The sequence below is a fragment of the Clostridium uliginosum genome, assembly GCF_900112485.1.
In the GTDB taxonomy this organism is placed as follows: domain Bacteria; phylum Bacillota; class Clostridia; order Clostridiales; family Clostridiaceae; genus Clostridium; species Clostridium uliginosum.
Genome location: NZ_FOMG01000038.1, coordinates 1 through 26,782 on the forward strand (window position 1 = coordinate 1; position 26,782 = coordinate 26,782).

The following is a 26,782-nucleotide window of genomic DNA, read 5'->3' on the forward strand; positions in this document are numbered from 1 at the left end:
AAACATATTTTTAGTATTTACTAAAAATAAAAAAATATTACCAGAAAACAAAATTTCCAGTAATATTTTAATGATAAATGTGTTAATAACACAAAACTATCTAGAGTCCCGATAAATTTAAGTTTGTTCTTTTTCATTATATATTTACTGCTTTTTTTATTCTTTCTTTTAGTAAAACTCCAATAAATATTCCAAGTATAATCTTTGCTAAATCAAACATATAATTCCACCTTCATAATATTTGGTTCTGTTTTAAAACCGTGTTGATATTGGACTATTATTTTTTTTAGATATCCTATATATAATTATATTTATATTCCAGCAATTATCAACTCGACATTATACTATGGTTTACAATAGTGGCTAAAAAAACAGATATTTAGAAGTAGTAATTCTAAACATCTGTTTATCTGTAAAATATATTTAAAATGGCTTTAGGGATTTTAAAATGATTTTTATTTTAAATTTACTTTGTTAAATGTGTCTTATGCAAAGTATCTATCTAATAATCCTTTGAAAGCTTTTCCATGTCTTGCTTCATCTTTGCACATTTCATGTACTGTGTCATGAATTGCATCTAAGTTCAATTGTTTTGCAAGTGTTGCTAGGTCTTTCTTTCCTTGACATGCTCCATGTTCTGCATCTACTCTTAATTCTAAGTTTTTCTTTGTATCTGCATTTACCACTTCTCCTAGTAATTCTGCAAATTTTGCTGCATGTTCTGCTTCTTCAAATGCTATTCTCTTATATGCTTCTGCTACTTCTGGGAATCCTTCTCTGTCTGCTTGTCTTGACATTGCAAGGTACATTCCTATTTCTGTACATTCTCCAGCAAAGTTTGCTTGTAATCCTTCTACTATTCTTGGATCTACATCTTTACCTATTCCTATTACATGTTCATCTGCGAATGATAAATCTCCTGATTTTTCTATAAACTTCTCTGGGCCTACTCCACATAATGGACATTTTTCTGGTGCTGCTTCTCCCTCATATACATATCCGCATACTGTACAAACAAATTTTTTCATAATTTAGTTCCCCCTATTTTTTTAATTTATTTTTTTATATTCATTTTACTTTTTAATTATTTTTTTATATTTAATTTCTCTCAACAGAATTTATTATATAATAATTATTATTTGTTGTAAAGGCTTTTTTCGAAAAAAATTAAAAAAATGAAAATTTTCTCAAATTTCTTATTTGCTTTAATTTTAGGCACAAATAATATTGTCAATAAATTTGTTAAACATAAAAAAGCTTACAAAAAACAGATATTTAGAAGTAGTAATTCTAAACATCTGCTTATCTGTAAAATATATTTAAAATGGCTTTAGGGATTTTAAAATGATTTTTATTTTAATTTACTTTGTTAAATGTGTCTTATGCAAAGTATCTATCTAATAATCCTTTGAAAGCTTTTCCATGTCTTGCTTCATCTTTGCACATTTCATGTACTGTGTCATGAATTGCATCTAAGTTCAATTGTTTTGCAAGTGTTGCTAGGTCTTTCTTCCCTTGACATGCTCCATGTTCTGCATCTACTCTTAATTCTAAGTTTTTCTTTGTATCTGCATTTACCACTTCTCCTAGTAATTCTGCAAATTTTGCTGCATGTTCTGCTTCTTCAAATGCTATTCTTTTATATGCTGCTGCTACTTCTGGGAATCCTTCTCTGTCTGCTTGTCTTGACATTGCAAGATACATTCCTATCTCTGTACATTCTCCAGCAAAGTTTGCTTGTAATCCTTCTACTATTCTTGGATCTACATCTTTACCTATTCCTATTACATGCTCATCTGCAAATGATAAATCTCCTGATTTTTCTATAAACTTCTCTGGACCTACTCCACATAATGGACATTTTTCTGGTGCTGCTTCTCCCTCATATACATATCCGCATACTGTACAAACAAATTTTTTCATAATTTAGTTCCCCCTATTTTTTAATTTATTTTTTATATTCATTTTTACTTTTTAATTATTTTTTATATTTAATTTCTCTTAACAAAATTTATTATATAATAATTATTATTCGTTGTAAAGGCTTTTTTCAAAAAAAAATGAAAATCTTTCTATTTTTTCGAAGATAACTAATTATATTTTTCTTAATATTTGTACTGTAATAAAAAGTTTGTTGTTTAACAAATTTACTTTCTGTATAATGAATTTATATATTGTAAAATAACTAACTTGTCAAATAACTCTTAGTTTTTTAACTACAAAATAGAGAAGAGGTAATTAATCCTGATATTATTATCTACCCTCCTTTACGTAACATAGTACAAAAAAAGATAAGAATACTTGCCAGTTATTTATTTAAAAATACTTTATATATAATTTTATAAGGAGTGTTTTTTATTGTTTGGATATGTTACTCCATTAAAAGCAGAAATGAAAGTAAAAGATTATAATAGATTTAAGAGTTATTATTGTGGATTATGCTTTCAAATAAAAAAAGATTTTGGCAACCTTCCAAGAATGGCATTAAATTATGATATGACTTTTCTTGCATTATTGTTAGATGGATTAATCCCTCAAGAAATCGAGGTCACTTCATGTAGGTGTTTAATTCATCCAAGCTCCAAAAAACCTATTGTAATTAACAACAATGCAATATCTTATTCCTCATCTATGAATTTATCATTATTTTATTATAAATTATTAGATGATGTACAAGATGATAAAAATTTGAAAAGTAAATTGAAAGTAATAATGCTTTCACCATATAAAAGAAAATTCCCCAAAGCTATAATTTTAATTAATTCTAAAATTCAAAAACATTTAGAAGAATTATCTTTCTTAGAACAAGATAAGAATTTTACATCTATAGATGAAATATGTGATCCTTTTAGTAAGCTTGTTGGAGATATATTAAAGGATTACCCCTATAAACTAAACGATGATAATGAAACTTTAAGAAATATTCTATATTCTCTTGGGTACTCTATAGGAAAATGGATTTACTTAATAGATGCTCTAGATGATCTGAAATCTGACATTGAAAAAAATAAGTTTAATCCTATAAATTTTTTATATAATAAAGAAAATTTAAATTACACAGAACTTGTTACACTAATAAAACCCAGAATAGAATTTACCATATTAAATTGTGCATGCACATGTAAAGATAATCTATCAAAATTGAATTTAAACAAAAATAAAGATATACTTCATAATATAATTGAATTAGGTTTAATGGATAAATATATAAACATCATAGATAAGGCATATGAAATAAAATAACAAGACTAAAGCACATTCAAAAAAATAATAGACCAGTGTGCTTACTACAAATGAAAATAAAGGAAGTGACTTCAATAATGAATCCATATGAGGTACTAGGATTAAATCCTAACGCAACTCAAGAAGAAATAAAAATTGCTTATAGAAAACTTACAAAACAATATCACCCTGATCAATATGGTAATAATCCATTAAAAGAGTTAGCCGAACAAAAAATGAGAGAAATTAATGCAGCTTATACTGAATTAACTAAAGGCTCACACAATAATCATAGTAGTCAATCTAACAGCAATACCTATTCAAATAGTTCTTACATTTATCAAGAGATACGACAATTAATACAATCTGGTAAAACATCACTTGCAGAAAGTAAATTAAATGCCATATCTAATAGAGATGCTGAGTGGCATTATTTATATGGTGTTGTATGCTTAAATAAAAATTGGTTTGATGCTGCTTTAGAACATATAAATACTGCTGTTAATATGGACCCTAATAACTTTGAATATAGACAAGGATTGAATTCTTTAAAACAAAGAAGTTCTGGATTTTCTAATAACTACTACAGAACAACTAATAGAAACTCTAATGATGCTTGTGATTGTTGTATTCAGCTTTGGTGTTTAGATAGTCTTTGTGAATGCATGGGAGGAGATTTAATAGGTTGTTGTTAATCTATTAAATCAAGGTGACTATAATGAAATCTAACAATATAGCTCAAGGTGGTATAGTAATTGCTTTGACTTTAATTATATTATATTCAGCTTCTATTTTACCAGTTAGCACCCTAACAGTACTTACAATTGCATCTTGCTTAATTCCTATATGTATAATAAGAACATCTGTTAAAAATGCTTTATTAGTTTATATATCATCTACTATTCTTAGTTTTTTTCTTGTAAAAATAGACATAGCTATTTATTATGGTTTATTTTTTGGAATTTATGGAATTATTAAGTGTTTAATAGAGAAATTAAATAAATTCGCTATAGAGATAATATTAAAACTTATTTCATTTAACTTCTTATTAGGAATTGGTTATTTTTTAATAAGTTCATTCTTAGGTATTAATGAACTTAAATTGCCCATTTACCTTTTATTTATAATTGCTCAGGTTGTATTTTTAATATTTGATTATGCATTAACACTTATAATAACTTTTTACTTAAATAAAATTCATAAAGCATCTTAGGTATTTCCAACTAAATAACAATACAATATACAATTAATAGTTAAAAAAGCTGTATTTAACAAAATTTAATGTTAAATACAGCTTTTTTATAATTTATTTAGGATCTTTTTTAATATAGTGTTGATATTGTTACATTTGAAATTAAGTCTGTTTCTTCATCACAACCAATACCGCTTAAATACGTCCTAATAAAACTATAATTTTTTAACACTATCCTTTTCAATTAGATGTGGTTCCAAACAAATAGTTTTCTTTTCTATATTAGGCTGTTTGATATTTTCAATCAAAATATCACATGCAGTAAGTGCTAATTTCTCAATATTTTGATCAATACTTGTGATTTCTGTACCTTGCATAAAAGGATTTAGAGTATTATCATAACTTATAATAGAAATATCTTCAGGTACTCTTTTATTATGCTCCTGAAAACAACGCATAAGCCCTAATGTCATCATATCATTACATACAAATATAGCAGTAATATCACTATCTAAAAGTTTTAATCCACAATCATATCCACCTTGAAAACGATAATTTCCATCTAATATATAAGACTCTGGTACAGGAAGTTTAAAATATTCCATAGCTTTACGATAACCTACTACCCTGTAAGAACCATTCTTACTTATCTCAGATATTCCTACACAAGCTATTTTTGAATGACCATATTCTACAAACTTTTTAATAGCCAAATAAGCACCCAATTCATTGTCAAAATATACTTTATTACAATGTATTTCTGGATAAACTCTATCTACCATAACATAAGGGATAGTAAAGTCTGATAATGTTTTCTGTATACTTTTAGAATCTAATAATGATTCATTACTAACAGTAATAAATATACCATCTACACCTCTAGAAACAAGTAGATCAATAAGCAAATGATCATCTTCCTTACGATCATTTGAATTTACTATAATAATTGCATATCCAAGTGAACGACAATACTCCTCAATTTGTTTACATAAAGCAGAGAAGAACAGATTTTCAATATCTGGAATTATTAAGCCAAGAATATTTGATTTTTTTGTAACCAAACTTCTTGCGGTTTGGTTTGCCTTATAATTATATTTTTCTGCAATTTGTTTGATTTTTTTTCGCGTATTCTCTGCTACACGACATGGCTTATTATTTAATACAAGAGAAACAGTGCTGATACTAACCTCTGCTTTCTTTGCTATGTCCTTAATTGTTACTTTCATAAACCCTCCCAAAATAATCCTATAAAACATTAAGCTATTTTTTCATAACAACTTAATAGAATCTAATTCTATTAAATAAAGGTAATTATTTAAAAAATAATTACCTTTATTTTATCATATTTTCACTATCATAAGTGAATTTTTTATTATACAAATAGAATTATAGATAAAGTAAACATCGTGATGACACCAGCAATCATCGGAACAGAAGTACGTTTTACTATATCTAATGGGTTCACCTTTATAGTACCTGCAACAATTACTACTACCGCAGCAACTGGTGATACTGCACGCATCAGATTACCGCATAATCCCATAGGAATAGAAATAGCAATTGGACTTATTCCAGCTGCAGTAGCTAATGGTACCACCAATGGAATCATAGCATAAAACAATGCAGTTCCACTTCCACTTAATAATACAATAATAATAGTTAATCCCATTAAAATCAATGGTAATACGAATCCTAAACCTGAGCCATGAATACCCAACATTGCCTTTTGTAATGCTTGAATCAATCCTATAGAGTTCAGTCCTAATACAAATACACTAGCAGCAACAAGTAAAGCAACTATTGGTAGAGAATTTCCCATTCCTTTAAAGAAATTTTCTGTTTGCTTTAAAGTCTTGTTTATATCTTTAGTACGAATACATTCACAAATAATAGCAATTATGAACGATATTAAAGAAGCAACCGAAACACTTATATCAATATTTTTTCCTGATGTAGAACGGATAATATAAACAATGATTAATAATAAAATTGGAAAAATAGGAAGGATAGTATATACAAAACGATATAAAATTCCTTCTTGGATAGATTTTATTTCTTTTAATTCAATATTTTCTTCTTTTGAATTAACTTTACCGTTCTTTTTATCCATAAATTTTTGCCAGAAAAAGTGAGCGATAGCCATTATAATTAATGTTGGTATAGAAACAATAGCATGATAATGTATTACATAATCAGTAACACTTAGCCCTGCAAATTGTGGATATTTTGCCAATTCCGTAGCAATAGCAACATTATCACCTCCAAGTGGAGTAGGCATAACAGTTGCAGTTGTAGCAATAACAGCAGCTGCTGTTATTGGAGTCATACCAGCCTGACGTAATACTGGATACAATGTAGCAAGTAAAATAATAGCCAAGTTAGAAGCACTAGGAATAACCAATGATAACAAATTCCCAATCAAAAATACAAGTGGTACAAGAATATATACAGATTTTATTCTCTTAATTGGTTTTGTTAATGTGTGAACAGTAACTTCATTTGCACCAATACTTGTCATATAAGTAGAATATCCACCTAATATTAAAATAATGAAACCAGCTGCTGGCAATGTGGATTCAAACTGATTAATTACAGCCTTTATTGGATCTAAAAGAATTAGTCCTGTTGATTTAAACTCACTAATAGCAATGGTATTTCCTGTAGCAATTGCAATATACATTAACACAATTCCCATAGCAAACAATGTAATTTTAATATCCATTTTTTTGATCAGCATAATTATTACAACAATAACTGAAATCAGTGCTGAACAATACATAATGATGTCATTCATATAAATTTTCCTCCTAATATCTTATATACATTTCTCAATTGCATCTACAAACCACTTTCTAAATTCATCTCCATTAATATCTAGACATACAGTTGCATTATTTGCTTTCCCTAGATAACCTTTTAAGTCAACAAGTGTACATCCATGAGTCATAGAACCATGAAGTTCTACATCTAAATATGTTTCTACTGCTTCAAATAATTCTGGCTTCAATAGATAGGCAATTGCAGTACTGTCATACATTTTTAATCCAGTATTGAAACTTCCACCACGATATTTCTTAAATAGGCAGTAAGCCATTTTACCAGTTTTATTCATTCCTTTGATATGTTCACTATCTTCTGGTAATACAAGAGCTTTTAATCCAACATCAAGACCTACCATAGTCAATTTCACACCACTGTGAAATACTATATGTGCAGCTTCTGGATCAACTCCAATATTGTATTCACTCATAACACCTTTATTACCACGACTTGCACTACCACCCATCAATACGATTTCTTTAATATTATTTTTTACTTCTGGATACGTTTTTAATAGTAAAGCAATATTGGTCAATGGAGCTATTGGAACTAAAGTAATAGGTTCTTCACTTTCCATAATAGCGCTACGCATTGCATCCACTGCATTTTCCTTAATAGCAGTTTGTGTAGGTTTTTCAAAATCAAAACCTTCCATTCCACTTTTTCCATGTACACTACTTGCATCTTCATATTCACGAATCAATGGACGATCAGCACCCATAGCAACAGGAATATTTTCCTTTCCAAAGTATTTTAATAAACATAGAGTATTGTATGTAACCTTATTTAGCCCAACATTACCTGCAACAGTTGTGATTAATTTAACATCTAATTCTTCATTGAATAATGCAATCGCAATAGCTAATGCATCATCAATTCCTGGATCTGTATCAATAATAATAGAACGTTTATTCATTTCTTAATCCTCCTTAAAATAATTTTTTACTTCTTCTTTATATGGTATTGAAACCTGTGCACCTCGTCTAGTTACTGTTATTGCTGCAATCTTTGTTGCAAATTCCAATGCATACTTCATATTAGTGCCTTCAGCTAGACAACTACATATTGCTCCAATATAAGCATCTCCAGCACTTGTTGTATCTACGGTATCCACTTTTTTAATTGGTACAAAAATAGGTTCATTGTCATAATTTGTAATGCTTCCTTGCATTCCTAAAGTAATAATTGCTTTTACCTGTTTCTTTTCAAATACCTTTAAGGCTTCAAGACTTGTTTCTTCATCATTAGGAAATATGCCCGTTAACTCTTGACATTCACTTTGATTAACAACAACTAAATCAAGATTCTTATAAATCTCATCATTCAATGTGCGAGCAGGTGCAGGATTTAAAATTGTATATAAACCCAATTCCTTAGCGTAGACAATTCCTTCATTCACTAATGTGAATTCATTCTCTAGTTGTGTTAAAAAAATATCTCCTGGTTTACTAATTTTTTTTAGTTTCTTTTTCACAAATTCTAAATTTAAAGTATGATTTGCACCATTACCTAAAATAATTCTGTTATCATTATGAGAGCGAATTACCATAGCAATTCCTGTTGAATCCTCTTTAGATATCTGAATATTTTCTATATTAACCTTATACTTTTTTAAAGCTTCTAGAATTTCATTTCCAAATACATCATTTCCGATATTCGCAATCATATTTGTATTTGTACCAAGCTTTGCACAAGCAACAGCTTGATTTCCTCCCTTACCCCCAGGATTGACAAAGAAGTCAAATCCATTAATGGTTTCACCACTCTTTGGTAAGTCCTCACATTGAATAGATAAATCCATGTTTAGACTTCCTAAAACAATTACATTTTTCATTTTGCCACCTTATTTCTATCAAAAAATTTTATCATACCTGGTCCAAATCCCGTACTTGGACGTTCAATAAATTCATGTTTCTTATAAAAAGGAACACAATTTGGTGTTGACATAAGACCAATATAAGCACCATCACACGCTTTCTTCTCGATATAAGTCTTCATATTTTCCATAAGAAGATCACCTATTCCCATTTTTTGATATTGAGGGTCTACAACAACATCCTTAATAAAAAAAACGATACGATCATCTCCAACAATTCTAGAAATTCCAATAGGACGATTATTATCATAAATAACCACTGTATAAAGTGAATTTTCCAAAGCTACATTTACATCTTCTTCTTGATACTCTTTGAAATCCACTTTTTTACGCAGTAATATATAAATTTGTGCTGTTAATGCATTATCTTTACAATAATATCTCATATCTTCTCCTCCTTGAAAAAACGTTTTACCAGCCTGCAAATATATATTAACATTCATTGTAAGCGTTGTCAATTTTTTTACCTTTTTCTACAAAAAATTCCTTTAAATCTATATTTAATCATGTTAAAAACTACCATATACTATGCTTTTAGCCCTTTTATTACATATTACCTCAATATATTGTACTTATTTTTAGACATAAGAAAAAAAAATTAATATTTCCTTATCAAAAACATTAAATCCATACCACCTTTTAATATTTATATTGGAGTTCTAGAAAGAGTCAACAAATACCCTACAAAGCTCTTTAAAAGTTTTAGTTGAAATATTCTGTCTAGCTTTTGAAAATGCTTGATAAAAATTTAATATTATTCATAAAAAAATCCTTTCAGTAAATGTAATATTTACTGAAAGGATTCAAAATTTTCCTGCTATTGTTAAGTGTTTTTTTAATATTTTTACTTTTATCTTTGCATGATTATTAAGTTGACGACCTTGATCGAACTTATGTGGGTCCAGCGTCCTATATAAATTTTTTAGCACGCTGAACAATATAAACATACTTTTAAAACAGAGCTTTTTAAAAACTCTCTTTTTACTTTATCTTAAAGACTTCTAAATTTTTATCCATTTCATTTGTTGAGAAACTTAAATTTTCTGCTGAGTTAGCTACTTCTTCACTTGCTGAATTTAATTCTTGCGAAGAAGCTGATATTTCTTCTGCTGTTGCTGATATTTCTTCTGAAATTGCAGATATATTTTCAACTCTATTTAATATTTCATCTTTTTTAGTATTTATATTATTAAATGTATCTGTAACTCCAACTATTTTAGGTGCTACTAATTCAACCCCTTCTGATATACTACTAAATGCATTCCTTGTTTTATCAACTACTTCATTTTGCTTTTTGATATCATCATTTATTAAAGAAGTTTTTTCAACTATTACATTGGTATTTTGTAAAATATTTTTAACTATATCATAAATATTATTAGATGAATCTTTACTCATCTCTGCAAGCTTTCTTATTTCATCTGCCACAACTGCAAATCCTTTTCCAGATTCGCCTGCTCTTGCAGCTTCAATAGCTGCATTTAGTGCTAACAGATTAGTTTGTTCTGCAATACTATTTATTAAATTTGTCATTTCATTTACTTGTTTTATATCACCTGTCATCTTATCTAGAGATTCACTAAAACTGTTAAAGTTATTATTAAGTCCTACAATAACATTTGACAAATCTTTTAATTCCTCATTGCTACCTTCTGCTCTTTCGCCTATTTCACTAAATAAATTATCTATAATTTTCACATCTTTATTTACTTCTGCAACTTGCTCTCCAAATAAGCCTAATTCAGCTGATATATCTGTTAAATCAGTTGCTTGACTTGTTGTTCCTTTTGCTACATCATCTATAGCAGCAACTATATTAGATGTTAATGCTGTCATTTCTTCTGAAATAGCAGCTAGACTACTTGCTTGATTATCTACTTTATTAGAATTACTTTTAATATTACCTAACATATTTGTGATAACTTGTAATGTATCCATTAAGCCTGTACACATACTACCTATCTCAGTTTTATCCATTAAATATTTTTCATCAATTTTTTGTGTAAAATCTCCTCCTTTAACTTTATCCATAACTTCTTTTACTGCAATTATTGGTTTTGATACTTCTAATGAAATTTTTAAAATTGCAAAAGCAAGTAACAATATTACAAAAATCGCTATTACTATTTGTATTACATTCATAGTTGTTAGTTCGCTTAATAATTCTGCTCTAGTAATAGAAATTCCAACAGACCAACCTAAATCTCCAACCGGAGCATATCCTATAAAGAAATCATCAGCCTTGGTATGCCATTCTTCTACACCATTGCCACCTTTAATCATGATATTAAAAATTGTTGTTAGATTTTTTTCATCTTCAGTAGTTCCTTTTTTTATCACATTATACGCATTATCAACTTTTTCTTGACTTTTATTAGCTATGTATGTACCTTCATTGTCTATTAAAAAAGCTTCTCCATTTTTTAAAACTTTTATATTATTTGATATATTTGAAAAATCATTTCCATCTCTAAGTGTTACTACTGCTCCAACTACATTATTCCCTGATTTTATTGGAGCTGACAATGCTACAATAAGTTTTCCATCTATTCTACTAATAAAAGGTTTTGATATGTATGAATTTCCTTTCATTGCTTCAATGTAAAAATCTCTATCACGAATATCAACCTCTGAACCATTTATATAATGAATTATTCCATCTGTTCCATACACAATTCCAATGTTATTGTCATTTTGAATTTCAGCATATTTTTGCATAATGCTAAGCTTTGTTTCTAATGGGGTATTATTATTCCCTATATCTGGAATAGATGCTAGTGCTGAAACTGTTTTAAGTTTTTCCTTTAAAAGTCCATTAACTTCTTCTCCTGCTATTCTACTTGTTTCTTGTAATAATCCTTTTCCTGTATTAATTATAGCTCTGCTAGAAAAATATATTGCTCCAGCGGATAATAAAACACAAGCTATTATCCCTATTGGAATTAGTGTGTAAGTTAATTTTTTTCTTATTGAATCAATTTTAAAATTAACTCTAATATTGTTTTTCATAGAACCTCCCCCTATTGTTTGCATCATTTTACTTTATAATAATTATATAGCATATTATATAATTTTGTCTTATTTTGTTTCAAAAAATTTTAAAAATTTATTTTTTTATACAAAATTTTATGTTTTTTCTTTATATTTTTGAATTAAATTAACTTTATAGTAATTTTTATAGTTTTATATATAAATACTGTTTAATAATTTCTTTGAATAAATTAAATAATCGCACTACTATTTAATAAAGTAGTGCGATTTATAAAGTCATGTTTATATTACTAATATTTTATTGTTATAAACATAATATAAAAATATTATAAATTTTCTTTAGTAATATCATACTAATAATTAATATTGTTAACCAAATTGTAGATACTAAATCATCCTTTAACTTATTATACATTATCATTTCTATAATACTTTTCAATTAATTCATTTAAAAACTTTACTGTTTTTATTGGTGCTCTACCAATCGATGTCTCACCAGCTAATAAAAAACCTGTTACTCCATTTTTTATAAAATGATATATGCTTTCAACTTCTGATATTGAAGCTATCTTTCCACTCTTCATGCTATTTAAAACATGAGTTGCAATAATAATCTCTTTGTTATTGCTTTTTACTAAATCCTTTATAATTTTATTTTCATATATTGGTGTATCTTCTATTGACGTTTCTGGAATCAAATCCCCTCTAGCTATTACTATACCATCTACTTTAGACGCAATATTTTTTATATTATTTACACCCTTTAACGTTTCAATTTTAGCCCAAATCTTTGGCTTATAATTTTCAACATTACATGTGTCAATAACTTTTATAACCTCTTCAATATCTTTTTCAGTTTCAACAAATGATTGACATATTATATCAACTTTATTTCTAATACCAAACTCAATATCATCTTTATCTTTTTTACTTAAATTCATATATTCTCTATCTAAACCTTTTATATTACATCCTTTACCACCTCTAATAACTCCACCTGTTACTGTACTAGCTTTAATTAAATCATTTTCTCTCTTAAAAACGTTAAATAACATTGTATTATCTTTAATACTTATTTGATTATATTCATTTTCTTTTAGTACTTTGTTTTTTATATTTAATGGTATTATTTTACTATTCTTATGTATCTTATTCTTTATTTCTTCATATTTATCTTCGCCACAAAAATATACCTCCTCACCATCATATATTTTATATATACTCATTAAACTATTCGATACTCTTATTTTATTACCTGATAAATCTAAAATTATGACTATATCTTTTTTTATTTCTCTAGCCATTTTTAAATATTCTAAAAATTCACTGTTACTTCCATGTGAAAAATTAAGCCTTAATGCATTTGCACCATTATAAACTATCTCTTTTAATACCTTTTTCTCTTTTATATTAGGTCCCACTGTAGCAATAATGTACATATCGTCCTCCAAAAAAATATTATTACTATTTATTCATACTCAATCTTTTTTTTAATATCACCATAATATAAATTTAATTTTAGGCATATAGTTATTAAAACTAGGTCCTGTTTTAATATAGTGTTGATATTGTTACATTTTTGTTCAGTGGGCATTAGAATTGGACTTTTAGAACTCTTAATGAGTATTGTCACATTAGTTGCTTGTCCGAAGCTTGTCTTTGGAGCAAGCTGGAATGGGACTATATTCATTTAGATGTTCTTAAGTGAGAATCAAAATTTTATATTTTGTTGCTCGAACTTACTCAGCGAATGAATATGAGTCGAGTTTCCTATATTAATTCTTTAGCCCACTGAACAATATGTAACAATATCAACACGGTTTTAAAACAGCACCTAAAACTAAAGTTCTAAACAAAATTAATGTGAATAAATTTATTAAATAAAAGCATGTTTTTAGGAGGACTATTTATTGAAAAAGTTAAGTTTTATTTCATTAATTATGTTAGTGTATCTTTTATTAAATGGCTGTGGGCTATTTAGTCCTAAATACATAAACCTTTCAGAAAAAGCTAATAATCATTATTATACAGATGAACTTCACAAAAAAATATTAAGTAATGAAAACTTTACTCTTTATGTATTTGATAAAAATTTATATAAAGAAATTAAAGTTAATGACGATGAAATCTCTATAATAGAAAATTTTACTAATCATTTAATTAATACTGATTACTTAGACTCAACTGAAGAAAGTAATCTTAAAGAGCCATTTAGAATAAAAATAGTTTTTAAAGATGAAACATTTTTAATAAAAGTATTTAATTCTAAATTAGTAACTCTATCGCCTTGGGATGGTAACTATAAAGAAGATATTATATCAATGGATAACTTACCTTTAGGATATAACTTATATGACTTTTGTCTTCATATACATTCCAAACCTATTGAATCTAATTCCTAAAAATAGGTTGTATCAGAATAGAGACTACTCATAAAGAAATAGAGATATGATTAACTTCAGGTGTTAAGACACCTTCAAGAATAGAATAATTAATATCCTAGTCTGTTTCGCAATCATATCTCTATTGTAAGTATCAATTATAAAAATATAAATAGTTTAAAAAATTCTAAGAATTTTCACTAGTTATTCATTTTACAATGCCTAAAGTAAAAAGATATCATATATAATTGCAACGTAGGCATTGAAAATTTGTGCTTACTGTTTCATTATTTTAAGTTGTTCCATTTTTGATTGTCCAAAGCCCTGTCTTTGGAACAATCGATAATGGGTGTAACTTAAAATAATAGAAACTGTTAGTACAATTTTTCTAGTCCTTTGGAGTAATTATATATGATATCTTCAATTTTATAACATGATTAGAATATAAACTTATTTTAACTAGCACAACGCGCTATATTAATGTTATTATATTTTTAATATAATAATATATAACAACTGCATTTCAAATATAGTACATATGTAATCTACACTAAAAATCATCAACCGTTTGTATTTAAAATGTGGAATTATTTATAACTAAAAGAAAGGGGTTTTAATATATGAAAAAAGTAGATCTTCATATACATACTTCATGTTCCGACGGGTTATTATCTCCAACTGAAATAGTTGAGAGAGCTAGTATTAATAAAGTTTCCTATTTAGCTATTACAGATCATGATACTTTATCAGGATTAGATGAAGCAATTAAGGCTGGAAACAAATTAGGCATTAAAGTTATACCTGGTATTGAATTATCAACTCAACATAATAATGAAAGTGTACATTTACTAGGATTTTTTAGAAATGATAATTTTAAAAATTTAGACTTAATAAATACGTTAAAAAAAATTAAAGATCAAAGATTAACCAGAGCAAAAACAATTATTAAAAAACTTAAAGATGAATTTAATATAATTATTAATTTTGATGATGTTATAGCTAATGGAAAAGATACTATAGCTAGGCCTCATATAGCTAGAGAAATAATCAAAGCTGGTTATCCTTATGACTTTGAATATATCTTTTCTAATTTTATAGGCAAAAATTGTAAAGCATTTGCTCCTACTTTAAAAATATCTACACAAGAAGGAATATCACTTTTAAAATCTTATAATGCATTAGTGTTTTTAGCTCATCCTAAATTAATTCACAATTCTAGTATTAATGAATTTTTAAAAATGAATTTAGATGGGATAGAATGTATATATTGTCAAAACACACCCATTGAAAACAATTTCTTTATAAATATAGCACAAGAAAATAACTTATTAATTTCTTGTGGATCAGATTTTCATGGAAATATAGAAAATGACAAACGTCACGGTGACATTGGATCTATGGTTCTCCCTGACGAATACTTACATAAACTACTAAATGCTTTAAATATATAATTTTAGGCTATGTTTTAAGTGAATGTTGATATTGTAATATAAAGCTCATGGACATTGGAATTCATATAGGAAACTCGACTCATGTACATTCGCTGAGTAAGTTCAAAAAACAAAATATAAAATTTTGATTTTCACTTAAGAGTTCTACAAAGCAAATTCCAATGCCAGTTCGCCTTTATATTAAAATATCAACACTATGTTAAAACATAGCCTAATTTTAAAATTGTGTTTTATCAATAATAAAAAGACCTTCTTTGTCCTTAAAGTATTAAATATTATTAAAGGAAGAAAATAATATTTAATAATCATGACATTTTGAACTTGTTATTTTCTTTCATATGCCTTATGCTTCTACTAAAAATGCTCTGTATCCCTTCATAGTTTCAAATATATCAACTTTACTGGCTATTTCCCATGGTGCATGCATATTTTGAAGTGCAACACCACAATCTATAACTTCCATATTATATTGAGCTAAAATATAAGCTATGGTTCCACCACCACCAACATCTACTTTTCCAAGTTCTGCAGTTTGTATTGAAACATCATGTTTCTCCATTATATTTCTAAGCTCTGCCATGTATTCTGCATTAGCATCATTACATCCTGACTTTCCTCTAGCTCCAGTATATTTATTAAATACCATTCCATTTCCAAAAAAAGCTGCATTTTTCTTTTCCATTACTGATGGATAATTAGGATCAAAAGCTGCACTAACATCAGAAGATAACATTTTTGAATTGCTAAGGCATCTTCTTAATTTAAGATCTGACGCTCCTTCAACCTTATCCATAACTTCTGCAACTATGTTTTCAAAGAATCTTGATTGCATTCCAGTTGCCCCTATACTTCCTACTTCTTCTTTATCAACTAGAAGGCAGCAACAAGTCTTATCACATTCTTTCATATCAAACATAGCCATTAATGAAGTATAAGAACATACTCTATCATCATGACCGTAAGCCATAACCATACTTCTGTCTAAACCATAGTCCCTAGCTTTTCCAGCTGGTACTATTTCTATTTCAGCTGATAAGAAATCGTCCTCTTCAAAATCATATTTTTCTTTTAAAATTTTTAAAATATTAGCTTTTACAGCATCTTTTTCTGTATCTTTTAAAGGCATACTTCCTACTAATACATTAAGATCTTCTCCTTCAACCACCTTGTTACCTTTCTTAAGTAATTGATCTCCAGATAAATGAACTAATAAATCTGATACCCCTACTACTGGATCTGCTTCATCTTCTCCAATACAAATATCAATTATAGTTCCATCTTTTTTTACTACTACTCCATGTAATGCTAAAGGTAAAGTAACCCATTGATATTTCTTGATTCCTCCATAATAATGAGTATCAAGAAGAACTAATTCACTATCTTCATAAAGCGGATTTTGTTTTGCATCTAATCTTGGTGAATCTATGTGAGCACCTAAAATTTTAAGTCCTTTTTCCATAGATTCTTTTCCAATTATAAATAAAGCAATAGTCTTTCCTTTATTATTTGCATAAACCTTATCTCCAGGCTTTAAAGTTGTACCATTTTTGATGATATCATCTATGTTTTTATATCCTTGAAGTTCTGCCATCTTAATACTTTCTTTAACACATTCTCTTTCTGTCTTACAAGTAGACATAAAGTGTTTGTATCCATCGCAAAAATCAAAGATTTCTTTAACACCTTTTTGATCATATTTATTCCATGCATTTTTAATTGTATTTTCTGTTTTCATATCTAATCCTCATTTCTTTTAATTTAGGCATTTTAAAAAATAATAACAGTTCAATATGAGATATATATTTTTCAAGATGCCTTATATTTATATATTTTATAATTGAATATTCCTTATTAAAACTATTGTTCATCACTAACATTATTCATTCTATTTTCTATTATATCTACTGGACTAATCTTTGACATTAAAGAATACCTATAATTAACAGCAGCCGCCTCTATTATTACTGCAATATTTCTACCTGGTCTCACTGGAACTACTAATTTCCTTACAGGTATACCTAATATATCCATACATTCATTGTCAATTCCTAGTCTATCATAATCATTATCATCTTTCCAATGTTCAAAGTGCATTATTAACTTAATTTCTTTTTGTTGAACTACTGAGCTTAATCCATATAGTGCTGTTACATCAATAATTCCTATTCCCCTAACTTCTAACATTCCTATTGTTATTTTAGGTGAACTACCTATTAATGCCCCATCGGTTTCTCTTATATCTACAGCATCATCTGTAACAAGCCTATGACCTCTTTTTATAAGTTCTAAGGCTGTCTCACTTTTACCGATTCCACTTTCTCCAGTTATTAAGATTCCAATACCCGAAACATCAACCAAAACTCCATGAACCCTTGTTTCTGGGGCAAGTTTATCTGCTAAATATATAATAGTTTTGCTTATAAACTTTGTTGTAACTAATTTAGTTCTAAGCACCCATACCTTATATTTTTTTGCTTCTTTTATAAATTCTTTATGTGGTTCCAAGCCTCTAGTTATAATTAAACAATTTATATCAAAGCTAAAATATTTTTTCACTCTTTTTTTTCTTAATTCAATTTGCATATCTTCTAAAAAGCTCCATTCAGCTTTTCCTATAACTTGAATTCTTTCAGGAGTGAAATAATTATAGAATCCTGCTAATTGCAGTCCTGGTCTATTTATATCATTTACTGAAATATCTACATCTTCTTTTCCTTCAACCAATATTTCTAAATCAAAATCATTTATTAGCTTTTTAACCGAAACCGCCACTATACATCACCCTTCTTATTTATTTTTTGGCTCTATTCCATCTAATTGAACCTTAAAATTTCTCTTTACATTATCAATATACTTTTTTCTTAATTTTTGCTGTAAATCCTTTTCTTCTAAAGTTAGTTCTCCTTCTTTACTCTTCTTATATAATAAATTTATATTTTCTACTAATTCTTCTATTTTCATATTTTTAATATCCATTTTAAAATACACCCTTTCTCTTTCTCTAACAATAATTTTACCTATTTTCAAAAATATAATCAATATAAAAAAGCTTCGACAATTTTTTTTATTTAAATATACATATATATTCAGTCCATATATGGTTTATATTTTAAATTATTCAATAAATATACATTTTCCCTCTCTTTATCCGTATTTGTATTTTTTTTATTAAAATACATTATTTATATTTTGTAACTTTTTATTCCATTTTTGGGAGTTTTTTGATTTATGTTACATTATTTTGCTAATTAATGTCGGGAATTGTATTGCGAAATATTTTTACAAAAGTGCAATGATTGTTTATAATAAATTTACATCATATAACTAAAAGACCCTAAAAAGTTAAATTTTTACTTATAATTTATAAAGTTAAGATTTAAATGTTTTAATTTTGCTTTATATAAAATAAAATATTAGTTTATAAGAGGTGATATAATTGAAAGGTAGAAAGTTATCGAATATAGAAAAAAAAATATATATTAGAAAAAAAATACTTAATTTATTATTATCGTGGTTTTCCCCCACAAATAAATTAATGGTTATTTTATCTTGTAATTTGGACAAGCATATTGCTATATACCAAAAAAACTTATCATTGAAACACAAACATAATAAACTTGTAGTAACTATTTTTAAGTATTCAGTTGCTTAATAAAATAACATAAATTAACTTTTGATAGGATCTGATGTAATTTTAATAAATGTTATTGTTAATAAAATAACAAAAGTTAACTTTTGACTACCATAAAATTTTGTTTATTGATTCATCTATGTTTAGTAAAGTAACATAAGTTAACTTTTGACTACCCATTTAATAATTCAAACATTCTTTACTATTTATAGTTCATTCCCATTAAACTTAGGAATAACAAAAAAACACCTCATAAATGAGGTGTTAAATACATAATTATAGATCCCAACATGCCGTTTGCTTATTATTCACACCTGCGTCTCGCAGGTGGGTTAAGTTCAACTTACTTTTGTCATCTTCTGCATTTAAATGACTAAATGAAGCCCGACAGCCATAAGTATATCACAAATCCCGAATATATAATGTAGGTTGAAATCATAAGCTTGGCGAACATCTTAGGAAATCTATAAATTTATTATATCATAAGTTCTTTAAAATTCAATAGTATTTAAGCATCTTGAAAAAATAGATAGTCAATATGTCACTCATATTTGACTGTTATTTTTTCAGATGCCTTATTAGTTCCTATAATTCTTTGCTACTTTATACTATTGAACATAGTCATTTAAAACTTCTTCTAAATCTATTTCATTATCATCAGACGAAAATGCTGAAACAAATTTTAAATATCCACAATTACTAGCTTCTATTTCCATGTGCTTAAATTTTCCTTCTAATTCCAAATCTTCCATGAGATCTTCCATTATTCCTTCAACATTATCTATTGCAATATCTTTTAAATAAGGAATGTAAAACTCACTGTACCATTCTTCACTTTCTGCTTCAAAATCACTTTCTTCCTTAGCATAACTTTCAGCAGCTTCTATCTCTTCTTTATCAAAGTCATAAAAAAACTTAATTACTAAAAAATCATCAGTTGTCTTTACTTCTTCAATTTCAGATAAACCATTTTCCTCTAAATAATCCATTATTTCTGAAGTCTTCATAAAATACACTCTCCTAGTATAATAATTTTTTATATTCTTTTTTAATAGCTTCAAATTCATTATCATCTTCTACAAGATTTAATTCTTCATTTCCATCTGTATCTTCATCTATCCTAAATGCAAAAATGTTAGAATCTTCTACTGAATCTTCTAATGGTGATAATAATAAATATTCTTGTTCTCCTAAAAAAATTCTTGCTATTGCCTCAAAATCAACTTTATTTCCTTCTTCATCTTTAAATGACATTATCTCTTTTTCTTCCATATTGTTCACCTCTTAATTTTATTATGCTGGAAAATTATTCAAAAATAACAAACATGCTAGTCTATTATTTTTTGGAATGTACCTTATTATATATTTAAATGCAAAATACATAATTACTTATTATTATATGCTATTTTATACCTTTATGAATATATTTTAATTTGTATCTCAATAATTTTTTTCTATTAAAGTTGTTAATTCATTTATTTTTAAAATATATTCATAGTGAAGAGCTCTAGTTAACATAACATATAAAAGCCTTTCATCCAAAATTGTTTTTTCATATTTATTTTTGCTCGGATCATATATTATAGTACAATCAAACTCTAATCCTTTTGTTAGGTATGATGGTATTATCACATTATCTTCTATAAAACTACTTTCTTTTCCTTTTATGCGTTGAAATTTATGCTTACTTTTTTTCTTTAATAGTTTTTCTACTTTTTCTGCTTCTTTAGTATCTTTAGTTATTACTGCAACACTAATTTTACCTAATGTTCTAATCTCATCAATTATTTGATCTATACTTTTGTAAATCTCTTTTTCATTCTCTACTTCAACAATCTTAGGTTCTTCTCCATGTCTTAATACTGGTTTTGCATTTTTAAGACCTAAATTCTGAGCTTGCAATGCTCCACTCGCAAAATCAATAATTTCTACTGTAGATCTATAACTTTGAGTTAATTGAACATATGTTGCTGCATCTTTAAATAAATCTTTGGTTATATCTTCCCACATTTTCAATCCTTTATAGTAGTAAATTCCTTGAGCTAAATCACCAACTAAAGTTAATGAATTTCCTTTAGCAAAAGAATTAACTAAATATACTTGAAAAGGGCTATAATCTTGAGCTTCATCTACTACTATATGTTTAAATTTTTCTTTTTCTTCAATTCCTTCTAATAAATTTCTTATATATAAAAGTGGCGCTAAATCATCCTCATCAACAATTCCATTTTCATGATTCAATAAAAATTCTTGTTGCATAAAATCTATTAAATCATATGAGAGATCTTTTGGAGCTACAATTTTGAAAAGCTCATCATCAGTAAAGAAATTATAATAAATATCTTTCACTCCAATTTCTTTCCAACTTTTAAAATAATTATTAAATTGCTTTTTCGAATTTTTTAATATATGATTTTTAATTTCATCTCTATTATCATATTCTTTAATTAAAAATCTTCTTCTTTCTTCTAAGTCTTCGTATTTACTCTTAATTTCTTTTATCTTAGGTTCCCATTTAATATCAATTGAATATATTAGAACATCTATTTTTTCTTTTATCTTTAAAGATAAATACCTCTTAATTTCATCTTTTCTTCTATTTATAGGATATGATTTTAAATCTTTCAAATATAACTTTACTATCTCTTTTTTATCAAATATAACATACCCATCTATAGTTATGTCATTTATCTCTCTAGTACTACTATCTACTAACGCAATGTATTTATCTATCATATCCTTATATGCAATAGAACCCTTAAATTTAGCACAATTAACAATAAACTCTTTCTTGTCTAAATTTTCTTCTTCCATTACATCTTTAAGTTTGTCATCTTTATTATATATTTTACCCTTAAGCTTGAATTTAGATTGAACTAGTTCTTCAAAAGTGCTCTGTTTTACTTCTTCTGCACCTAGATTAGGCAATATCTCTGATATATAATCTAAGAATAACTTATTAGGTGCTAATACCAGGATTTCTTCTCCCTTCATATTCTCTTTATATCTATAAATTAAATATGCTAATCTATGAAGTGCTATTGTTGTTTTTCCAGAACCTGCTGAACCTTGAACTATTATTGGAAAGTTTCTAGGCCATCTTATAATCTCATTTTGTTCCTTTTGGATTGTTGCAACAACTTCCTTTAGCTTTTTACCTCTACTTTCCTCAAGGTTAATCTTTAAAAATTCGTCTACTAATTCTGTTCCTTCTTCTCCATTAATCATTAATTCATTTAATCCATCATCAAAAATATCATTAATTTCTCCATCTTCAAATAAGAATTTCCTTTTTAATGAAAGCGTTCCTTCAATTACTCCTACTGGGGCCTTATAATATGACTCTCCACCAGTAGCACTATAGTAAAGGTCTGCAACTGGAGCTCTCCAATCTACAACTACCTCTTCCCCTCTTATATTATTTGTAATACCATTTTTTCCAATGTATATGCTCTCTTCTATTCCTCTCTTTTCTCTAAAATCGACTCTTCCAAAGTATGGAGAAAGTAGAGATTCTTCATATCCTTCTATATCTTTTTTTAATACATTAGCAATCTTTTCTGTAGTTTCTTTTTCTTCATTGTAACTTCCTTTTGACTCCTTAGCTAACGATTTAACTTTAGCATTAATTTTCTCTCTATTATTTTTTTTCTCATTCAATTCTTCTCTTATCAAATCTTTTTTTTCTTCTAATATTTTTCTCTCTTTGTATAAAATTTCATTTATCATAATCTTACCTCTTAGTATAAATTGCTATTATCAATTATATCCTAATATTACATAATTGATAATAGGAATTTAGCGATTTAATTTTATATTTAAGGCATTTCAAAATAAATAATATAATATGTGATACCAATATTATTAATATAGTGTTATCTCATATAATCCTTTCATAAAATTAAGCCACTATTAGCCATTTTAATATAAATTCTTTTCTACAACATATTATAGTAAGAAATTAGTTAATAAATAGTGTTCTTTGAAGATTTAATAATACAGTATTTATAAAATATGCTATAATGAGGGTATATTTATAAGGATTAAATTCTAAGAGTAATGCAGTATTAAGTAAAGATTATTTATATAATGGACGGTGATAATATGTACACAAAAACTGAAATTTTACAAATTGCTAAGGCTCAGTTAGCACTCGACTATAATTGCCAAATGTCTGATTTTGAAAAAGAAAAAAATACAATAGTTAAAAATAATCTCATTGATGGCAGACGTATTTATGATAGTGATGGATGTTTTTTTAAAATACTCTGTTTTGGTAACAAAGCAATTATCAGCACGTCACCTATAATTATTCCTTGGTGTGATGAAAAACTTCTAAATAGAGATGCTGCATGGCTTTTTGAATATCCAAAATTACGAGTAATCGATAAAAAATTGCAAGAGTTTGGACATGAAATAGCAGATGTTCACCACTACTATCTACCAAATCCAAATGTGTCGTGTATAGAACCTATTACTAGCGTAAAATGGTATGAGTATGAAGATATTTTGCAGTTTGAGAATGATGATAGATTTGGAGAAGCTTTTGCTTTTAATAAAAACTATCCAGATGTGCTTGCAGTTGCCGCTTTTGATGGAGATAACATAATTGGTATGGCAGGTGCCAGTAAGGATAGCAAAACCATGTGGCAAATTGGTATTGATGTTTTGCCTGAACACCGTGGCAGAGGTATAGCAACAAACTTGGTTAAGCTTTTAAAGAATGAGATTTTAAAACGAGGAAAAATACCTTTTTACGGCACCGTAGAATCCCATTTTCACTCACAGAATACTGCTTTAAGTGCTGGATTTTTTCCAGCATGGGCAGAACTTTATTCCAAAGCAAAAGAAAATGAAGAACATTAAAAATAAGTAACTTTTTAAAGGAATTCTACATATATTATAGTAAAGTACAAATTATTTTCTATTAAGTAAATAAAGGGGACTTATATATATGTGGGAAAAACGAATTTTTTCTACTGGCGTATTAACTAAAGAGCCTAATACTGTTACTGCGGTAGTTAATATTGTAAATCTAGATATGCACAATGCAGATGAAGTTACTGTTGAAGTCTGGAATTGGTCATCTTTTGATAATCCTGTAAAAATACCCGTTCTAATCGGTGCAAATCAACCAGTTAGCTTTCCTTTCACCCTACAACCAAACCATTTAGCAGTTATGTTTGCTGATTTAAATGCAAATAATGTTACACTTTACGAAATTCGTATTAGTTATTCTAGAAATAGAAATATCATAGCAAATTGTTTTGGTAGAAGTGCTCCTCCTTCTGCAAGTCAAGAAGGAAATACTGTACTTCAACATGAACTGGTTGAATTAGAATTTAGAAAACCATGTGTTCCTATGTGTTATAGTGATAGATATTTTACTGTGTAATGCAAAGTGCTTAAATACCCTTAATTTGTGTTATGCATTATTTTTAAGCAACTAAATAGCTAAAAGTGACAGCTTGATTTAGTAATTTAGTTTTATTCTATTATTGTGTGAAAGCATCAGTAATTAAAATTAAATATGAAAAGTAACTAATTAAAATATCATATTATTTTAAAGTTAATTTGCGGTCTTTTTTGCTTCACAATACTAAAATATTGGGAATTATAGGTGGACAGTCCCACCTATAATTTTTTATTATATTAAAACATAGACGATTAAAAAAATATGGGGCTGTCTCATAATACAAATCATTTACTGATATGATATATATTCAAAAAAATAGAAATAACATTTGTGTAAGAAGCATTGAAAAATAAGCTTAGAGTTTCTTCATTTGAAGTTGTTCCATAAATGATTGTCCTAATGCATATTAGGAGCAATCTTTTATGGGTACAACTTTAAATGTTAGAAACTTTTAGGCATATTCAACAAAATAACAAGTCAGTATGCTAGTCTATTTTGTTTCATACGCCTTAGCGAAATTTTTCTAGTCTTCTTTAATAAATGTTATTTCTATTTCTTTGTTATTACTTCACTTGGTGATTCTGAGACAGCCCCATATTTCCTAGTTTATTAATCAACATTTGTCCTATCTCTGATTTTTACATTTTTTATCATCACAACACATTATGAATATTTCTTATAAGAAAACCCCACCAAAACCTAAGAATCACTTGATTTTAATCGTGTATTTAAACTTCTGTTTGAACTTTTTCTTTATGTGTAAATTCCCCAAATACATGATATATATCTGTTTTCCTGGCTTTTGCCATTGCTTTTATTAGTATATATGAGATTCCACTATCTACAATATGATGTAATATACCACCTACTGCTGTTACTATTAACAGTTTGTATACGTTAAATCCTATAAATGGTATTACAACTATCATTTCTGCTAATCCATGAATAGGTGCTGTTAATGCTGCTGCTTTAAGATAATTTTTATCTTTAATAATTATTTTTGCACCAATGTATCCAACAAGTATATGTGTAGCTGCTCTAAATACTACTGGCATTGGCATTCCTGATATTAAAAAACCTAAAGTCGATCCAATCCCTACTACAACTGCTACCATAGGTGATATTAGCATAGATATCATCATTGGTACATGTGCAGCTAATGTTGCTGTAAATGGTGGTATAATTATTTTTAAAAATCCAAATTGAATTGGAATTATGATTGCTAATGCAGTTAATAATGCTGCATAAACCATTTGTTTAGTTTTATTATTCATATTAACTCCCCTTTAAGTGTATATACACCAGTATATATGTTATATACCTGTTAGTAAATACATTTGAGAAATTAATATAAAAAATTTATTTAAAAGGTGCTGTTTTAAAATCGTGTTAATATCGTTATATATTGTAAAGTGGGCTAAGAAATTGAGCTTAAGAACGTCTAAATCAGTATAGTCCACTTTTAGCTTGCTCCAAAGGCAAGCTTTGGACAAGCAGAAAAGGTGACAATACTCAAGGAAACTCGACTCACATTCGTTCGCTGAGTAAGTTTGAGATACCAAATGTAAAATTTGGACTCTCACTTAAGAGTTCTAAAAGTTCAATTTCAATGTCTACTTTACAAAAATATAACAATATCAACACTCTTCTAAAACATAATAATTTAAAAATATAATAATACTTAATCAAACTTGGGACAGTAGATAATTTTGTGTAAAAACAAAATTATCTGCTGTTTTTTTACATAATCAGTTGGTAGTTTTGGAATAATATACTTTAAAATATTTAAGGAGTGATAATTA

At 27.4% G+C, this 26,782-nt stretch carries 23 protein-coding genes and 1 other RNA gene; 7 read left to right on the top strand and 17 right to left on the bottom strand.

Annotated elements, in window-relative coordinates; genetic code table 11:
• Positions 1 to 485: 485 nt before the first annotated feature.
• Together BM027_RS16370 and BM027_RS16375 are read right to left on the bottom strand one after the other, a co-directional pair.
• The gene (locus BM027_RS16370; RefSeq protein WP_090094251.1) at positions 486 to 1,028 is read right to left on the bottom strand and encodes an NADH peroxidase; all 543 of its coding nucleotides are present in this window, start codon (positions 1,026 to 1,028) and stop codon (positions 486 to 488) included.
• A 352-nt stretch (positions 1,029 to 1,380) separates the two neighbouring features.
• Positions 1,381 to 1,923 (bottom strand): NADH peroxidase, encoded by a 543-nt coding sequence (locus BM027_RS16375; protein WP_090094253.1) that lies wholly within the window; start codon positions 1,921 to 1,923, stop codon positions 1,381 to 1,383.
• Positions 1,924 to 2,358: 435 nt separating this feature from the next.
• Here BM027_RS16375 and BM027_RS16380 point away from each other — a divergent pair, with 435 nt between their 5' ends.
• The 3 genes from BM027_RS16380 (at position 2,359) to BM027_RS16390 (ending at position 4,435) form a co-directional block, all read left to right on the top strand.
• Entirely contained in the window at positions 2,359 to 3,243 is an 885-nt protein-coding gene (locus tag BM027_RS16380; RefSeq protein WP_090094255.1) for a DUF5685 family protein, read from the top strand.
• A gap of 77 nt (positions 3,244 to 3,320) precedes the next feature.
• Complete coding sequence (locus BM027_RS16385) at positions 3,321 to 3,917, top strand: J domain-containing protein (protein WP_090094256.1); 597 nt, start codon at positions 3,321 to 3,323, stop codon at positions 3,915 to 3,917.
• 23 nt (positions 3,918 to 3,940) lie between these two features.
• A complete protein-coding gene (locus BM027_RS16390; protein ID WP_090094258.1) occupies positions 3,941 to 4,435 on the top strand; it encodes a hypothetical protein in 495 nt (164 codons plus the stop codon).
• 194 nt (positions 4,436 to 4,629) lie between these two features.
• Here the strand turns inward: BM027_RS16390 and BM027_RS16395 are convergent, their stop codons facing one another.
• The 7 genes from BM027_RS16395 to BM027_RS16425 form a co-directional block, all read right to left on the bottom strand.
• The gene (locus BM027_RS16395; RefSeq protein WP_090094260.1) at positions 4,630 to 5,640 is read right to left on the bottom strand and encodes a LacI family DNA-binding transcriptional regulator; all 1,011 of its coding nucleotides are present in this window, start codon (positions 5,638 to 5,640) and stop codon (positions 4,630 to 4,632) included.
• Between the two features lie 146 nt (positions 5,641 to 5,786).
• On the bottom strand, positions 5,787 to 7,208 hold the full coding sequence (gene dcuC, locus BM027_RS16400) for a C4-dicarboxylate transporter DcuC (protein ID WP_090094262.1): 1,422 nt from the start codon (positions 7,206 to 7,208) through the stop codon (positions 5,787 to 5,789).
• A 21-nt stretch (positions 7,209 to 7,229) separates the two neighbouring features.
• A complete protein-coding gene (gene rihC, locus BM027_RS16405; RefSeq protein ID WP_090094264.1) occupies positions 7,230 to 8,150 on the bottom strand; it encodes a ribonucleoside hydrolase RihC in 921 nt (306 codons plus the stop codon).
• Positions 8,151 to 8,153: 3 nt separating this feature from the next.
• A complete protein-coding gene (gene rbsK / locus BM027_RS16410) occupies positions 8,154 to 9,068 on the bottom strand; it encodes a ribokinase (RefSeq protein ID WP_090094265.1) in 915 nt (304 codons plus the stop codon).
• Positions 9,065 to 9,496, bottom strand: a complete 432-nt coding sequence (locus tag BM027_RS16415) for a GNAT family N-acetyltransferase (RefSeq protein WP_090094266.1) — start codon at positions 9,494 to 9,496, stop codon at positions 9,065 to 9,067. The genes rbsK and BM027_RS16415 overlap by 4 nt, the downstream gene beginning before the upstream one ends.
• 595 nt (positions 9,497 to 10,091) lie before the next feature.
• A complete protein-coding gene (locus BM027_RS16420; protein WP_090094267.1) occupies positions 10,092 to 12,119 on the bottom strand; it encodes a methyl-accepting chemotaxis protein in 2,028 nt (675 codons plus the stop codon).
• A gap of 389 nt (positions 12,120 to 12,508) precedes the next feature.
• The gene (locus BM027_RS16425) at positions 12,509 to 13,540 is read right to left on the bottom strand and encodes a pyruvate kinase (protein WP_090094268.1); all 1,032 of its coding nucleotides are present in this window, start codon (positions 13,538 to 13,540) and stop codon (positions 12,509 to 12,511) included.
• A gap of 471 nt (positions 13,541 to 14,011) precedes the next feature.
• Between BM027_RS16425 and BM027_RS16430 the strand changes: the two genes are divergently transcribed.
• Together BM027_RS16430 and BM027_RS16435 are read left to right on the top strand one after the other, a co-directional pair.
• A complete protein-coding gene (locus tag BM027_RS16430; RefSeq protein WP_090094269.1) occupies positions 14,012 to 14,503 on the top strand; it encodes a DUF4883 family protein in 492 nt (163 codons plus the stop codon).
• Between the two features lie 599 nt (positions 14,504 to 15,102).
• On the top strand, positions 15,103 to 15,933 hold the full coding sequence (locus BM027_RS16435; RefSeq protein ID WP_090094270.1) for a PHP domain-containing protein: 831 nt from the start codon (positions 15,103 to 15,105) through the stop codon (positions 15,931 to 15,933).
• Between the two features lie 343 nt (positions 15,934 to 16,276).
• Here BM027_RS16435 and BM027_RS16440 read toward each other — a convergent pair whose 3' ends face one another.
• The 7 genes from BM027_RS16440 to helD form a co-directional block, all read right to left on the bottom strand.
• Complete coding sequence (locus BM027_RS16440; protein WP_090094271.1) at positions 16,277 to 17,668, bottom strand: aminopeptidase; 1,392 nt, start codon at positions 17,666 to 17,668, stop codon at positions 16,277 to 16,279.
• A 122-nt stretch (positions 17,669 to 17,790) separates the two neighbouring features.
• Positions 17,791 to 18,705, bottom strand: coding sequence for an HPr(Ser) kinase/phosphatase (hprK, locus tag BM027_RS16445; RefSeq protein ID WP_090094272.1), 915 nt, complete (start codon positions 18,703 to 18,705; stop codon positions 17,791 to 17,793).
• A 15-nt stretch (positions 18,706 to 18,720) separates the two neighbouring features.
• Positions 18,721 to 18,909, bottom strand: coding sequence for a DUF896 domain-containing protein (locus tag BM027_RS16450; protein ID WP_090094273.1), 189 nt, complete (start codon positions 18,907 to 18,909; stop codon positions 18,721 to 18,723).
• 933 nt (positions 18,910 to 19,842) lie between these two features.
• Positions 19,843 to 20,029, bottom strand: a non-coding RNA gene (gene ssrS / locus BM027_RS16460) — 6S RNA.
• 143 nt (positions 20,030 to 20,172) lie between these two features.
• A complete protein-coding gene (locus tag BM027_RS16465; RefSeq protein WP_090094275.1) occupies positions 20,173 to 20,571 on the bottom strand; it encodes a hypothetical protein in 399 nt (132 codons plus the stop codon).
• A 13-nt stretch (positions 20,572 to 20,584) separates the two neighbouring features.
• A complete protein-coding gene (locus BM027_RS16470) occupies positions 20,585 to 20,836 on the bottom strand; it encodes a DUF1292 domain-containing protein (RefSeq protein ID WP_090094276.1) in 252 nt (83 codons plus the stop codon).
• Between the two features lie 168 nt (positions 20,837 to 21,004).
• Positions 21,005 to 23,293 (bottom strand): RNA polymerase recycling motor HelD, encoded by a 2,289-nt coding sequence (helD, locus tag BM027_RS16475; RefSeq protein ID WP_090094277.1) that lies wholly within the window; start codon positions 23,291 to 23,293, stop codon positions 21,005 to 21,007.
• 375 nt (positions 23,294 to 23,668) lie between these two features.
• On the opposite strand from helD, the gene BM027_RS16480 reads away from it, so the two are divergent.
• Both BM027_RS16480 and BM027_RS16485 read left to right on the top strand, forming a co-directional pair.
• Positions 23,669 to 24,430, top strand: coding sequence for a GNAT family N-acetyltransferase (locus tag BM027_RS16480; protein WP_090094278.1), 762 nt, complete (start codon positions 23,669 to 23,671; stop codon positions 24,428 to 24,430).
• 88 nt (positions 24,431 to 24,518) lie between these two features.
• A complete protein-coding gene (locus tag BM027_RS16485; protein WP_090094279.1) occupies positions 24,519 to 24,959 on the top strand; it encodes a hypothetical protein in 441 nt (146 codons plus the stop codon).
• Between the two features lie 749 nt (positions 24,960 to 25,708).
• Here the strand turns inward: BM027_RS16485 and BM027_RS16490 are convergent.
• Positions 25,709 to 26,254: an ECF transporter S component gene (locus tag BM027_RS16490; RefSeq protein WP_090094280.1), complete on the bottom strand. Its 546-nt coding sequence runs from the start codon at positions 26,252 to 26,254 to the stop codon at positions 25,709 to 25,711.
• Positions 26,255 to 26,782: the final 528 nt, after the last annotated feature.